The sequence below is a fragment of the Thiomonas arsenitoxydans genome (assembly GCF_000253115.1).
Taxonomy (GTDB): domain Bacteria; phylum Pseudomonadota; class Gammaproteobacteria; order Burkholderiales; family Burkholderiaceae_C; genus Thiomonas; species Thiomonas arsenitoxydans.
The window spans coordinates 2,780,972-2,794,378 of the sequence record NC_014145.1 but is presented as its reverse complement, the minus strand read 5'-3'; the positions used below and the strand labels follow the sequence as shown (position 1 = coordinate 2,794,378).

11 protein-coding genes, 2 tRNA genes and 1 pseudogene are annotated in these 13,407 nt (G+C 59.3%); 3 read left to right on the top strand and 11 right to left on the bottom strand.

From position 1 onward, the window contains the following. Nucleotides 1–157 precede the first annotated feature (157 nt). On the top strand, nucleotides 158–733 hold the full coding sequence (locus THI_RS13120; protein ID WP_013106742.1) for a hemerythrin domain-containing protein: 576 nt from the start codon (nucleotides 158–160) through the stop codon (nucleotides 731–733). Nucleotides 734–1,137: 404 nt separating this feature from the next. Here the strand turns inward: THI_RS13120 and THI_RS13115 are convergent, their stop codons facing one another. Next, entirely contained in the window at nucleotides 1,138–2,181 is a 1,044-nt protein-coding gene (locus THI_RS13115) for an NAD(P)/FAD-dependent oxidoreductase (RefSeq protein ID WP_064135073.1), read from the bottom strand. Between the two features lie 299 nt (nucleotides 2,182–2,480). Here THI_RS13115 and THI_RS13110 point away from each other — a divergent pair, with 299 nt between their 5' ends. Further along, on the top strand, nucleotides 2,481–4,172 hold the full coding sequence (locus THI_RS13110) for an IS1634-like element ISThsp7 family transposase (RefSeq protein WP_013104896.1): 1,692 nt from the start codon (nucleotides 2,481–2,483) through the stop codon (nucleotides 4,170–4,172). A gap of 63 nt (nucleotides 4,173–4,235) precedes the next feature. Further along, a pseudogene (locus tag THI_RS13105) lies at nucleotides 4,236–5,036 on the top strand (IS1634 family transposase); the annotation flags it as partial. Between the two features lie 210 nt (nucleotides 5,037–5,246). Here THI_RS13105 and THI_RS13100 read toward each other — a convergent pair. The 10 genes from THI_RS13100 to THI_RS18520 form a co-directional block, all read right to left on the bottom strand. Next, nucleotides 5,247–5,322: transfer RNA gene (locus tag THI_RS13100), tRNA-Lys, on the bottom strand. A 36-nt stretch (nucleotides 5,323–5,358) separates the two neighbouring features. Then, nucleotides 5,359–5,434, bottom strand: a tRNA-Lys gene (locus tag THI_RS13095). 20 nt (nucleotides 5,435–5,454) lie between these two features. Next, nucleotides 5,455–6,255 carry a tRNA threonylcarbamoyladenosine dehydratase gene (locus tag THI_RS13090; RefSeq protein ID WP_013106739.1) on the bottom strand — a complete coding sequence of 267 codons (801 nt, stop codon included), beginning with the start codon at nucleotides 6,253–6,255 and terminating at the stop codon, nucleotides 5,455–5,457. A gap of 11 nt (nucleotides 6,256–6,266) precedes the next feature. Further along, nucleotides 6,267–7,382: a YeeE/YedE family protein gene (locus tag THI_RS13085; protein WP_013106738.1), complete on the bottom strand. Its 1,116-nt coding sequence runs from the start codon at nucleotides 7,380–7,382 to the stop codon at nucleotides 6,267–6,269. A gap of 170 nt (nucleotides 7,383–7,552) precedes the next feature. Further along, nucleotides 7,553–8,368 (bottom strand): tol-pal system protein YbgF, encoded by an 816-nt coding sequence (gene ybgF, locus THI_RS13080; protein WP_013106737.1) that lies wholly within the window; start codon nucleotides 8,366–8,368, stop codon nucleotides 7,553–7,555. Then, nucleotides 8,365–8,907, bottom strand: coding sequence for a peptidoglycan-associated lipoprotein Pal (gene pal / locus THI_RS13075; protein WP_013123969.1), 543 nt, complete (start codon nucleotides 8,905–8,907; stop codon nucleotides 8,365–8,367). The genes ybgF and pal overlap by 4 nt, the downstream gene beginning before the upstream one ends. 120 nt (nucleotides 8,908–9,027) lie before the next feature. Further along, on the bottom strand, nucleotides 9,028–10,344 hold the full coding sequence (gene tolB / locus THI_RS13070) for a Tol-Pal system beta propeller repeat protein TolB (RefSeq protein ID WP_013106735.1): 1,317 nt from the start codon (nucleotides 10,342–10,344) through the stop codon (nucleotides 9,028–9,030). Between the two features lie 185 nt (nucleotides 10,345–10,529). After that, nucleotides 10,530–11,405: a glycosyltransferase gene (locus THI_RS18530; protein WP_079668506.1), complete on the bottom strand. Its 876-nt coding sequence runs from the start codon at nucleotides 11,403–11,405 to the stop codon at nucleotides 10,530–10,532. Beyond that, nucleotides 11,389–12,150, bottom strand: coding sequence for a glycosyltransferase family 2 protein (locus THI_RS18525; protein WP_079668505.1), 762 nt, complete (start codon nucleotides 12,148–12,150; stop codon nucleotides 11,389–11,391). Before THI_RS18525 ends, THI_RS18530 begins: the two co-directional genes overlap by 17 nt. A gap of 1 nt (nucleotide 12,151) precedes the next feature. Continuing rightward, nucleotides 12,152–13,375 carry an O-antigen ligase family protein gene (locus THI_RS18520; RefSeq protein ID WP_231836203.1) on the bottom strand — a complete coding sequence of 408 codons (1,224 nt, stop codon included), beginning with the start codon at nucleotides 13,373–13,375 and terminating at the stop codon, nucleotides 12,152–12,154. Nucleotides 13,376–13,407: the final 32 nt, after the last annotated feature.

Genomic DNA, 13,407 nt, shown 5'->3' with positions numbered 1-13,407 from the left:
GGCACAAGCTGTCATCATGGCCATTTCGCAAAACCCTGTCGATTAAACATGCATTGCGTTTACCTGTTTCAAGCCATAGACTGGTTACAGTGTTTGGGCTTGCGACCGCGGGCTGCGTGTATTGCGTGTGCGTACCAAGTTTTTTGCGAGATTCGATATGGAAATCAATCTTCTTTCCTCGACGTCCGCTGCCGCGGGATTCGACGCGCCGCTGGACATGCTTTCGGCCTGCCACGCGCGCATCGAAAAACAATGCGCGACGCTGCGCCGCCTGGTGCGGCATCTCGACGAGCACGGAGTCGATCAGGACGCCAGGCAAGCCGCCGCGAACGTGATGCGCTATTTCGACACCGCGGGGCGTGATCATCACGCCGATGAAGAGCTCGATCTGTTTCCCGCGCTGCTGGAATCGATGGCAGGTTCAGACCCCGTCTGCTTGCGCGATATCACCCAGGCGCTGACCCACGACCATCGTGAACTCGCTGCCGTCTGGCAGGCGTTGCGCCCGCAACTGGAGCGCGTGGCGCTCGGCGAAGCGGGCGCGCTTGACTCTTCCGCGGTGGATGAATTCGTCGATCACCATACGCGCCACATTGCGCGCGAAGAAAGCGAGCTACTTCCCATGGCCAAACGGCTCTTGGGCGAGGAACAACTCCAAGAGATTGGCAAGGCCATGCAAGCGCGGCGCGGCGCGGCGTGTGAAACATCCTTCAACGGCAAGAAGCAGCGTTAATACAGACATTCTTCCTTTTGATCGGGTAGAAAACCGTTGCGTGATTCGATGTACTCCACAAACTTCATCGTTATAAGGATAACGGGGGTAGATCAAAGCAAACGGTGGACATTGCGTTAGTGGTCTTGCAGATTGGAAACGTTTAGCGATCTGTTGGCCAAAGCAACCTAGCGCCAAGTGGATCAAAAATCGCTCCAAGCCTTGCAAGTTCTGGAGTTGGGCAATTCTTATGACTTTGTGCATATGGCAGCAGCCTGCGAACAGATCCGGTGCGGGGCTATGCGGTGATGAAGACCTTTGCCGAACCGATGTCGGCCGACTGCAGGCCGCGCGAGCCCGGATGATGGAGGCTTGGGCGCCTGCCAGCTGGGCCAGAACCCTTCGGGGGGTGGCGAAGGCAGTCCTCAGTGCCAGCGGGTTGGCAGATACGGTGTTGGATCGATCCAGCCACGCTCGCCGGCCGCCATCTCGGCGAGCAGGCGGCCGGCCACCGGGCCGAGGGTGAATCCCTGGTGGGCGTGCCCGAAGTTGAACCACAGCCCGGAATGCCGCGGCGCGGGGCCAGTCACCGGCAGCATGTCGGCAGTGCAGGGACGGGCTCCGTGCCACGGTGGTTCTGGCAGCGCGCTGCCCAGATCGACCAGCTCGCGCGCCAGGGCTTCGGCCTTCGCGAGCTGAATCGGCGTGGGGGCCGCGTCGATGGGGGCGAATTCGGCGCCCGTCGTGAGGCGTAGGCCGCGCCGCATCGGCGCGAGAACGTAGCCGCGCTCGGCATCGAGCAGTGGCAGGTCCACCGCCGCCGATGGATAGTGTTGGTGATAGCCACGCTTGAGGAATAGCGGGTAGCGGTAGCCGAGCTTGCGGATCAGGCCGTCGGCCCATGGGCCAGTCGCCAACACGGCTTGTCCGGCATCAATGCGACCGGCTTCGCACAGAACCGACCAGCCGGCGCCGGCGGGCTGGAGCGTCGCGGCATCGCCCAGCAGGATGCGGCCGCCACGGGCGACAAACAGCGCCGCATAACGCTGCACCAGTGCGCCCGGATCGCGGATCGCCCGGGGGTCGAGCCAATGCACGGCCCCGGCCAGCCGCAGGCGCAGCGCCGGTTCGGCGCGGGCGAGCGCGGCGCCATCCTCGGGTGCGTGCCGCACACCGAACCGGGCCTGCAGGTCGCGGGCGCGGATTAGCGCGTCGTCGAAGGCCCGGGCCGAGCGGAAGACGAAGCGGAAGCCGTCGCGGCGAACCAGATCCTCAGCGCCAGCAGCCTCGATCAGCGGCGCGTGCTCCTCAGTGGCGTGGGCAATCAGCCGGCTGTAGGCCAGGGTCGCACGGGCATGCGACTGCGCACGGGAGTTGTGAAAATACTTCAGCAGCGGCACCGCCATTTGCTGCAGCCCGCGCAGATGCCAGTGGACTTCCGCGCCGCGGCCGAGCGCGGCGTTGAGCATGAAGCCGACGTCGCGCGGAAAGGCGTAGGGTTCGACCGCGGTCTGCTGTCTCTGGACAACATCGAGGAGCTGCGCCGCATCACCCTGCCCGACGGCCAGCCGTTGGAGTTCATCCTGGCCGTGCCGGGGCGCCCCTGAGTTCGACAGTTCGAAGCCGTTGCGCAGCCACAAACAATCGCCGGGGTCCTATGAATCAATCACTTGCAAGCGCTCAGAAGGGCGTTTTCAGATTTCTTTGTAGTGCCAATTTACTACCGTGAAGTAGTTCATCTGCGCGTGCGCAGCGCTATACTTGGTGCATGTTCCTCAAGATCTCCTCCTCGGGCGGTCACCGCTACGTTCGGCTGGTGGAGTCGTTCCGCAACGCGGATGGCCAACCCCGGCAACGCACGATCGCAACCCTCGGGCGTCTGGACGAACAGGGCGGACCGCTCGATGCCCTGCTGGGGGCCTTGCTGCGGGCCAAGGGTCGGCCTTCGGGCGACAGTGATCCGTCTCAGGTGCGCTTCGAGTCGGCGCTGACGTTGGGCGATGTTTGGGCCCTGCACGCCTTGTGGCACGAACTCGGATTCCATGGCCTGGGCGCCATCTTCCGGCGCGCCCGGTTCACCACTGCGGTCGAGCACGCGATCCGTGTGATGGTCTTCAACCGACTGTGCGACCCAGACTCCAAGCTGGGCGTGCTGCGCTGGCTGCAGACCGTCAGCATGCCCGGCATCGACGTGGACAAGCTGACGCATCAGCACTTGCTGCGCAGCATGGATGCCCTGATGGACCACCAGCAAGCCGTCGACGACTGCGTGGCCCAGTTGCTGCGCCCGCTCATTGATGAAGACCTCTCGGTGGTCTTTTACGATCTGACCACCATCCGCGCCGAAGGTCTCAGCCAGCAAGACGGTGATGTACGCCACTTCGGCCTGTCCAAGGAGGGCGTGATCGCCCGGCAGTTCCTGCTGGGCGTGGTGCAGACAGCCGACGGCATGCCGATCTTCCACGAGGTGTTCGACGGCAACGCCGCCGAGGCGCCGACCCTGGAGCCCACCTTGAAGAAGGTGCTCTCGCGCTACCCGCACATCAGGCGCCTGGTGGTGGTGGCCGACCGCGGGCTACTTTCGCTTGACAACATCGAGGCGTTGTCCAAGTTGCATGGGGCTGGAGATCGGCCGCTGGAGTTCATCCTGGCGGTGCCGGGGCGACGCTACGGTGAGTTTGTCGATCTTCTCGAGCCCATGAGCGAGCGTGCTGCCCAGGCCAACCAGGAGATCGTCGAAGAGGCGCAGTGGCAAGGCCATCGCCTGGTGGTGGTCCACAGCCCCGTGCGAGCGACCGAGCAAACCCAGGAGCGCCTTGCACGCATCCATGCCTTGCAGCAACGCGCCGATCAGTTGGCCGGCAAGCTCGACGCCCAGGACGAAGGCAAAGTCCAGCGCGGGCGCAAGCTCTCGGATTCCGGCGCCAAGGCCCGCTTCTTCCACGAAGTCAGCGACGCCCGCCTGGCGCGCATCATCAAGGTGGACCTGCAGTCCGATCTGTTCACCTATGCGATCGATGAAACCGCACTCGCGCGAGCGCAACTCATGGACGGCAAGCTGATGCTGGTCACCAATGTCCAGGATCTGAGCCCGGCCGAGGTGGTGCGGCGCTACAAGTCGCTGGCCGACATCGAGCGTGGCTTCAAGGTGCTCAAGTCCGAGATCGAGATCGCCCCGGTGTTCCACCGCCGGCCCGAGCGCATCAAGGCCCACGCCAGCCTGTGCTTCATCGCGCTGATCCTGTACCGCGTCATGCGCCAGCGCCTCAAACTCGCCAGCAGCGAACTGTCTCCAGAAACCGCCCTGGCCGACCTGCGCCGCATCCAGCGCCACACCGTGCGCATCGACAGCGGCGCCCCCATCCACGGCATCTCCACCATCCAACCTCGCCAGGCCGATGTCCTGGCCGCACTCAACATCAAAAAACCCACCCAAGACACCCAACTGCCCCTGCTGTAGTGGCAATTTCAACAACCTGCCATAGACAGATCAAGCACTTACGACAGTTGGTGTCGAACTCGGGGGCGCCGCTACGGGGAGTTCACCGACATCCTGCAGGCCTTCCAGTCCGCGGCCGAGGGCGCCAGCAGCGAGGTCGTTGACGAGGCCTGCTGGCAGGACCTGCGCCTGGTCGTAGCGCACAACCCGGCCCAGGCCGCCGAACAGACGGCACGGCGGCGCGAGCGCATCAAGGAACTGGGGGTGCGTGCCGCCCAGTTCGCGGGCAAGCTCGACGGACAGGACACCGGCGTCAAGAGCCGCGGCCGCCAGCTCTCCGACGGTGGCGCCACGGCGCGCTTCTATCACGAGGTCAGCGAGTCGCACCTGCTGCGCATCGTGCGTGTCGATCTCAAGAGCCCGCAGTTCGTCTACAGCCTCGACGAGGAGGCGCTGGCGCGTGCCGAGTTGATGGACGGCAAGCTGCTGCTGGTGACCAACGTGGCCGACCTCGCGCCCAAGGAGGTCGTGGCCAGCTACAAGGCCCTGGCCGACATCGAGCGCGGCTTCCGGGCCCTCAAATCCGAAATCGAGATCGCGCCGGTGTTCCACCGTCTGCCCGATCGCATCCGCGCCCACGCGATGCTGTGCTTCATCGCCCTAATCCTGTACAGGGTCATGCGCAGCCGCCTCAAGCTCGCAGGCGCCCAGGTCTCCCCGGAACGCGCGCTCGAACAACTGCGCGCCATCCAGAGGCACCGTGTACGCATCAACGACGCCGAGCCCATCGACGGCATCTCCACCATCGACGCCAACCAGGCGCATCTCTTCCAGGCCCTCAAACTGCCCAAGCCGACCCGCAACGCTCAGATGCCCCTGCTGTAGTGGCAATTTTTTAGCCGACACCAATGAAAACAAAGACTTGGCGCTGTTGGTGTCGAACTCGGGTGACAGGGGGAAAAAAGCCGGGGTCAAGTCTGCACCTTCCCGCTCTTGTGCTGCGCTGTGTTGCTTGTTTTTGTCTCTGAGTGCCCCACCAGTGCCCCAGGAAGCAAAAAGCCCACCGGTGAATGTGGGCTAAGTGCATGATTTTATTGGTGGGTTGTGACAGGCTCGAACTGTCGACCTACGGATTAAGAGTCCGCTGCTCTACCAACTGAGCTAACAACCCGTTTGATTTGGTTTCAACGGTGCGTCTTGGTGGGTCTGGTGGGTCGTGCGTGACTCGAACACGCGACCAACGGATTAAAAGTCCGCTGCTCTACCGACTGAGCTAACGACCCCACAGAAATCAAGCTTGTGATCATAGCATGGCATCCATGGCGCGGGCGACGAGCATCATGCCCATGGAGGCGGTCACCATCGCGCTGGAGCCGAAACCGGCGCAGTTGAGGCTGTTGTCGGGCGGTGTCGCCTCTTCGGCCAGCGGGTCGCAAGTGCTTGTTTCGGGGCGAATGATGGCTTCCTTGCTGAACGCGCAGAGCACGCCGATGCGGCCATTGCGAGGAGCGCCATGTTGGCGGCGTAGCTGGTAGCGCACGTTGGAGAGCAGCGGGTCGTGCGTGACTTCCGACAGATCGGCGCATTGCAGGGCGTCGGCATGGCGCTTGCCGCCCGCAGCGCCGGCCATGAATAGGGCCTGGCGGCGTTGCAGGCAGAGCGCGGCGAGCGCGGCCTTGGCTCGCACCTGATCGCAGCAGTCGATCACCACCTGGGCGTTAGCTGGAATGAGTGCCTCGGCGTTTTCGGCATCGACGAACTCTTCCACTCCATTGACGCGGCACTCTGGGTTGATCTGCGCAAATCGCGCTTGCAGCGCCCCCACTTTGGACATGCCTAAGGTGCTGTCCAGCGCCTGAATCTGCCGGTTGATGTTGGATTCGGCAACGTGGTCGAGGTCGATCAGTGTGAGCTGCCCCAGGCCACTGCGGGCCAGGGCTTCGGCGGCCCAAGATCCCACGCCGCCCACGCCGACGACGACCGCATGCGCCTGGAGGATGCGTTGGGCGCCGACCGGGCCATACAGCCGTGAAAGGCCGCCGAAACGCCGGTCCAAGTTGGGCGTTTCGGCGGGGGGGATGGCGACGAAAGGGGAGGCGTGCATGGTCGAGCGCGTCAGGCGGTGCGCTCGACGCGCCAGGCCTGATACTTCACCCCGAGCACAGCGCCGCCCACGATGGACAGAAACGCGATCCAGCTGGTGATGGACAGGGTGGACACCCCGCTCATGCCCTGGCCGATGGTGCAGCCCAGCGCGGTCACGCCGCCAATGCCCATCAGCGCGCCGCCGACCATGTGGTTGGCCGTATCTTCCGCGCCGCGAAAACCTTCCCAGCGGAACTGGCGCGTGATGAGCGCCATACCGGCAGAACCCGCGATCACGCCGAACACCGACACAATGCCTAGCGTCAGCACATTGCTGGCGTCGCTGTACATCATGAACCAGAACAGGGTGTAGGCCAGCGGCGCGACAAAGCTCAGCGATTCCATCTTGTTGTTCTGCGTGCCGATGTACGCGGCCTGCAGCGTTTGCGGGTCTTCCGCCAGAAAGCCCAGTTTGCCCGAAACGAACCAGACCGCCACGATGACGGCGCCCAGGCCAAAACCCGCGAGCAGGTTGTTGGCGGTACGAAACTCGCGCGCGCTCAAGGCCCAGATGCCCAGCAGCAGCCCGACGCCCAGGCCCAGCACCAGTTGCAAATCGGCCAGCGGCAGCCCGGTGGCGTGGGCAAAGATCGCGGGCAAATCCTGCGGCCCCGAGAGATTGAACGCCACTTTGTCGAACACCCGCACCCGCACCTCGGCCGTGATGCCGCGCAGGGTGATGTAGGCGAATATCGCGATCATCACAAAAACGACCACGGCTTTGAGATTGCCCTCGCCAATGCGCACCAGAGTTTTGCTGCCGCAGCCCGAGGCCAGCACCATGCCGAAGCCGAACAACACGCCGCCCACCAGGGCCGACAGCCAGAGCACCCTGGACGTGGTGTAGATCGTCTGCGCCGAGTCGATCTGCCCGGTAGCGGCCAGCAGATTGAAGCCGATGGTCGCGGTGGCAATGGCCAGCACCCACATGCGCATGCGCATCCAAGAACCCATGTTGACGATATCGCTTACCGATCCCATGGTGCAAAAACGCGTGCGCTGCATGATGGCACCAAACACCAGGCTCAGGGCGAAGCCCGCCCAGAGGACGGTGGCGTTGATGACGGGAACGGAAGCGGACGACATGGAAGAGAAGGCACCTGGACGACGAGAACGGATGGGTCTCGCCGCAATGCGTTATTGTTCCATGACGATGCCAGCCGTGTTGCCGGGACGGGGTTCGGCAATCTGGCTCGCAGTTTGCGGGAACGACGCTGCCGATCACTCTGTCACGGCCGCTGCAGCGGCCGTGACAGTCACCGCAGCTTGGCCAGCCGGTCGCGCCCGGCCTGGGCCGCTTCAGACTGCGGGTAGGTCTTCACCAGTTCGTTCAGCGTTTTGCGCGCTGCGACGATTTGCCGCACTTCGATCTGGCAGTTCGCCAGCCCCAGCATGGCTTCGGGCAAGCGCGGGTTGTTCGGGCTGCTCTGAATCAGGCCCTGAAACGAGGCGATGGCATCCTTGTACTGCTTTTGCGCGTATTGCGCGTTGGCCAGCCAATACTGGGCATCGGCGTCATACGGGCTGGATGGATACTGCGCCAAAAACGCCTTCAACTGCGTGGCGCTGCCCGCAAAATCGCCATTGCGGAAGGTGGCCAGCGCCTGCTCGAAAGCGGCTTTTTCCGCGGGCTGCACCGTATAAGTCTGACCGTTGATCTGCACCTGCACCGGCTCCAGCGGTTTGAGGCGCTGGGTGAGCTGCTGCTGGCTGGTCTGCAGCTTGCCCAGCGCATCGTTGAGCTGCTGTGTGGCGGCGTCTTGCTTGCCGCGCACCTGGGCGATTTCTCCGCGCATCTGCTCGATCTGGTTCGACAGATCGAGCAGCGAGTTGCGGATCTGCTGGATCTGCTGTGCCTGCTGCGCGAGCTGGTTCTGCGTGGCCTGCTGGTTCTGCGTCACCTGGTTGCGCAGATCAAGAATGGCGCGCCGCGCCTCGTTGTCCGGGAACATGTCGGCATGGGCTGGCGCGGCCAGACCCATGCCCAGCCCCGCGGCCAGCAAAGCCGCAGGCAGCACCTGCTGCACACGGCGCAGCGGGCGGGCGGCTTGCGAAAAAGTGAAGCGGCTCATCGTTGATAGACGATGTCAACGCGACGGTTTTCGGCGTAGTCAGCCTCGGTGTTGCCCAAGGCCTTGGGCTTTTCCTTGCCGTAGCTGATGGCTTCCATCTGCGAGGGCTTCACGCCGAGCAGCTCCATGCCCTTCATCACCGCATCTGCACGCTTCTGGCCCAGCGCCAGGTTGTATTCGCGGCTGCCACGGGCATCGGTATTGCCCTGCAGTTGCACATGAGCCTGCGGGTGTTGCGTGAGATAGGTGGCGTTGGCGTTGAGCACCGGGGTGTATTGGCTTTCCACCGTGTAGCTGTTGAACGCGAAATACACGCTCTTGGGCACGTTGGGGCCGGGGCCGGCGTTGGTCTCAGCCGGGGCTTGTACCGCGGCGACCTGGTTCTGACCAGCGCCGTTGGCATTGGCGCCTGCGGTGCCGCCTTCCACGGCGGTGGGCGCCTTGGACTCGACTGGCGCTTGTTTGACAGGCACGGGTGACGCGCAGCCACCAAGGGCCAGGGCGGCAGCGAGTGCGGTAAATACCAGGGTAGTGCGCATGTTCACGAGTTTCTCCGATCAGATCAGGGTGGGTAAAAAGGGGTGGGTGCAGCGAAGAACAGATAAAACGAGAAAAAAGAAAGAGAAAGCGAAATAAAAAATTATCAGTGGAAAGCAGCCTCAGCGATCCGGCGTCCAGGGTCCCCAACTGGGTTCGCGCACCTGCACACCGGCCTGCGACAAGGTCGAGCGCACACGACCGTCAATCGACACCGTTTTGAGCACTTCACCGCCACGCCCCCCGGCAGAATAAAGCACGATCTGGCCGTTCGGGGCAAAACTCGGGTGACCGCAATCGCTGCCATCATCGAGCAACTGGGTGGCGTTGGTGGCGAGATTTATCGACCAGAGCTGGTAGCTGTTGCCCTGTTGTGAAATGTAGGCCAGCGTCTTGCCATCGGGGCTGATGGCCGGGCTGACGTTATAGCCGCCGCTGTAGGTGATGCGCTGCACGCTGCCGCCATTGAGCCCGACCTTGTAAACCTGCGGGCCGCCATCGCGGTCGCTGACGAAATACAGGCTCTGGCCGTCGGGCGAAAAAGTCGGCTCGGTGTCGATCGAATACGAGCGCATCAACTGCCGCGGCGTGCCGCCTTTGCTGGGCATGAGATAAATCTGCGAGCGCCCGGTAAGGGTGAGCACCACGGCCAGCGTGCCGCCATCCGGCGAGAAGGCCGGTGCGCTGTTCGAGCCCTTGAAATTGGCCACTGCGCGCCGTGCGCCGCTGCGCACATCCTGCATGAAGACGACGGGCTTGCCGGTCTCGAATGAGACATAGGCCAGTTCCTGCCCGTTGGGCGACCAAACTGGCGAGAGCAGCGGCTCGCGACTGCGCAGCGCAAACTGCGGATTGGCGCCATCGCTGTCGGCGATGTTGAGCGAGAAATTGTGCTGTCCCGCCTTAGTGATGTAGGTAATGCGCGTGGCAAACACCCCGCGCTGTCCGGTGAGCTTCTGGTAGATGTAATCGCTGATCTTGTGCGCCGCCAGTCGCAGGTCGCCCGGCATGACCGTCAGCGCCAGACCACCGAGATCGGCCTGCTTCACCGCGTCCCACAGGCGGAACTGAACTTGCCAACGCCCGCCCGTGACCTGCGCCACGCTGCCCCCCGCCACCGCTTCGAGATTTTGCGAACGCCAGGCGGCGTAATTCGGCGGACCTTGCTCGGTGAGTGTTTGCCCGCCCAGATTGCTTACTGCGAACAGCCCGCTGCGCGTGAGATCGGCCCGCACGATGTCGGCAATCGGCTGCGGGCAATGGTTCAGGTCGCGAAAGGCGCCGATGCCTACGGGAATCTGCGTGGCGCCGATGCCCGAAACATCCACCTTGAACTGCGCCTGCGCCGAGTTGGCCAGCGTGGCGAGCCCAACAAAAGAAGCCGCCCCGCGAACAAGCGGAGCAGAGAGAGAACCTAAAACAAAGCGGCGTCGTTGCATGGGGATGTCGGTGAAAGAGCCGGGTTGCTTCGGCCAGACCGAAGCAAACACAGCAATAGAATTCTAAGAAGGACGAGAGCCCTGCCGGAGTAAAAATTCGCAAGTCTTGCTGCGATGCGCAATTGAATCAGAACAGGACGACAAAAAGGCTGAGTTGGGAAAGGGGGAATGGTTCCGGGCAGGCATCATTTGGAGTAGACGATCTCGCAATCGTCATAGCCTGCTTCGCGGATGCCTTTTTTTGCCACATACCCCGCATTCGGATCGCTCATGCGTTCTTGTAAGCGCCTGACATTAGCCGATTCGCGATCTCTGCTGGCCTCCTTGTGCCATAGATGCAGCACTTCGGTGGCCCAAAAACCATTGATACGTCGGCAACCTGCTTTATGTAGCCGCCAGACAAAGTCCGCGTCTTCATGCCCCCAGCCGACGAACGTTTCGTCAAAACCGTTGACTTTGTCAAAATCCTCCCGCCAAAGAGAGAAATTGCAGCTCCTTATTCCTTTCCAATGAAACACGGCAGACCCGCGTCGGCATTGGTGGGGAATACGCATGACGGTCGGAATCCATTTATTCGCTTGGCCCGCAATTTTTTGCATAAGCCAATAAGAAGATGAAAGACCGATGGTTTCTGGCCATTCTATAACTTTTTTTGTTAAATTTTCATTCAGTAGCACGCGACTGCCATTTATGAAACATCCTGGCCTCTTGAGAAATAAATGCTGAAGAATGAAGTCTTCCTTTGGAACGCAATCGCCATCCAATAATATAATGTAGTCACCCGATGAGTTAATGACGCCTTGATTTCTTGCGCGGGCCGCCGTAAATCCAATATCAGGATGCCAGATATATTTTATTTTGAATGGCCAGTCGTGCTCTGCTAAGTGCTGCTTAATGGCCAGCCTGTGATGTACGGTAGATCCGTCATCTGTGATAATTACTTCCTGGGGCTTTATATTTTGATGGGTCAAGCCATAGAGTACTACAAAAAGTGCATCACTACGATTGTATGTCAATATAACTACACTCAGGTTGTTCTCTGTGTCATTTGGACTGGTCACGTTGCCTCACCCATGTCTTGACATGACGATAATAAACTCCCTCTGCATTGGCAACAGCCAAAATAAACCCCATACGGCCATCTAAAATACCGAGTCTTAGAATATAAGTTCTGAAAAAAGCCCATAGCCCTTTAAAAATTGCTCTTGTAATAGATGTGCGAACGCCTAGCTCGGTGAGTCGCATGGAGCCAGAAGTTGAGTAGGAGTTCATTTTTTCAATCGACTGCTCAATGCTGACTATGGAATTATGTATGATGCAGCCTTTTAATTCCGCAAGTTTTCCTGAGAAAATGACTCTTTCGTGTACGATGTCGTCAGTAAACTTCCCGGCAGATTTTTTGAAAAGGCGCACAACCCGATCTGGCCACCACCCGCTATGCTTCATAAATTGACCGCAATAGCTCGACTTTCTGGGGATTGAATAGCTGACAGCATTATTGTGCTCGCCATTTAATATGGTGATTATTTCCTCTTTTAGTTCGGGGCTGAGTTGCTCATCTGCGTCGAGTGATAATATCCACTCGCCAGCGGCTTCTTGCAATGCACGGTTTTTTTGTGGCCCGAATCCAGGCCAATCAGTTTCATAAACTCTTGCACCCAATTGGCGGCAAATTTCCTGTGTTCCATCGGTGCTTCCCGAGTCAAATACAATAACTTCCTCTGCTATTCCTTGCGTGGAATTAATGCATTTCGCGATGTTATGCGCTTCATTTTTTGTGATTATTATCAAGCTCAAACTTGCCATCTTAATCAAGCCCCGAATGATTATTTTTGTAGGCGAAATTTTTAATGGTGTGGCCCGTGCTGTGTTGGAGTACTATTGCCAAAAGAACTACAAAAAATCTCCCTTCGCCTGCATCAAGAAGTGTGGAGTTAAGGCCTGAGTATAAAATGAACGCAACTAATAAGGCATATGCCCACTCCTGTGATTCATTGTTCATCAGCCTCGCTTTTATATATATTGTGGCTATAAAAAATATTTCAAAAAATAGGCCAAATACTCCAAGCTGTGATAGTATCAAAAGATAATCATTGTGCGGGTTTGAGCTGCCGACTTGAGTGGTGCCAATTATGCGCTTTTCGTATTGGCTTTCGAAGCTTCCCGTGCCATGTCCAAATAAGGGTGCGCTCCGAATTATGTCTATGCTATTCTTCAGAAATTGCCATCGAATAACAGTCGAATTTTGTTCCACCGGCGCTTTTTGTTGAATTGTTTCCGCATTCGATATACTTCTTTCTATGCGATCACGCGAGACTGGAGAGGCCAATAGAAGCGCGGTAATGGTGATTAGTGCAACCCCAGCCGATGGCAGCCTCCATCTTGGTTGTATGTTTCGATAAAGAAACATAGCTGTGAGTGCGAAAAATATCACATAGCCGGTTCGTCCGTTGTTGACGGCCAAAGTATTAAAGGAGCTGGATAGAAAAAGTATTAAATAAGCAACTTTCCAGTTCTTGTCACTATGCTTAATGGCGCGGTATGCGAATATGTAACTTGCAATTGATGTATAAAGGCCAAAGGTGATCCTGTTTTGAAAGCCAATATAGGCTTGATTTGGATCGGTATAGAGCGGTATGATGCCAAAATATCGAGCGTAAGATACTAGCAATGACAGGACTAGTGCGGTCAACGCCGCGTTTAATGCCAAGCGCTTCAATCTTTCATCGGGAGCGAGTCCAATGATGATTGGGATTGCTAGCAATTTGAGATATTTTGTCCAGAACTCGAATGCTTGTGAAAGCGGCGTTGCGCCATAAAGCATACCTATGGCTAGCGCCGTGAGTAATCCCATCGCGGCCCAAGCTAGAGAATTTCTGCGAATGCGAAGCCATGTGTTTTTCTTGAGGGATTGGAGGAAAAACGCGATCAGCAAAAAAACCAACGAAGCAGAGCCCCATGCTGTCGGTAGCGGAGTGGAGGCCGCGGCAAAGACAATGGCAAAAGTTGTAAATATTGAAGTGTCGGTCAAGCTGCTGCAGGCTATGCTCTGTCGCTTTATAA

What these genes read in the sequence shown, in the direction of transcription:
- THI_RS13120 (WP_013106742.1), top strand. Translation starts at nt 158, where the DNA reads ATGGAAATCAATCTTCTTTCCTCGACGTCCGCTGCCGCGGGATTCGAC.
- THI_RS13115 (WP_064135073.1), bottom strand. Translation starts at nt 2,181, where the DNA reads ATGCTCAACGCCGCGCTCGGCCGCGGCGCGGAAGTCCACTGGCATCTG.
- THI_RS13110 (WP_013104896.1), top strand. Translation starts at nt 2,481, where the DNA reads ATGTTCCTCAAGATCTCCTCCTCGGGCGGTCACCGCTACGTTCGGCTG.
- THI_RS13090 (WP_013106739.1), bottom strand. Translation starts at nt 6,255, where the DNA reads ATGCACGCCTCCCCTTTCGTCGCCATCCCCCCCGCCGAAACGCCCAAC.
- THI_RS13085 (WP_013106738.1), bottom strand. Translation starts at nt 7,382, where the DNA reads ATGTCGTCCGCTTCCGTTCCCGTCATCAACGCCACCGTCCTCTGGGCG.
- ybgF (WP_013106737.1), bottom strand. Translation starts at nt 8,368, where the DNA reads ATGAGCCGCTTCACTTTTTCGCAAGCCGCCCGCCCGCTGCGCCGTGTG.
- pal (WP_013123969.1), bottom strand. Translation starts at nt 8,907, where the DNA reads ATGCGCACTACCCTGGTATTTACCGCACTCGCTGCCGCCCTGGCCCTT.
- tolB (WP_013106735.1), bottom strand. Translation starts at nt 10,344, where the DNA reads ATGCAACGACGCCGCTTTGTTTTAGGTTCTCTCTCTGCTCCGCTTGTT.
- THI_RS18525 (WP_079668505.1), bottom strand. Translation starts at nt 12,150, where the DNA reads ATGGCAAGTTTGAGCTTGATAATAATCACAAAAAATGAAGCGCATAAC.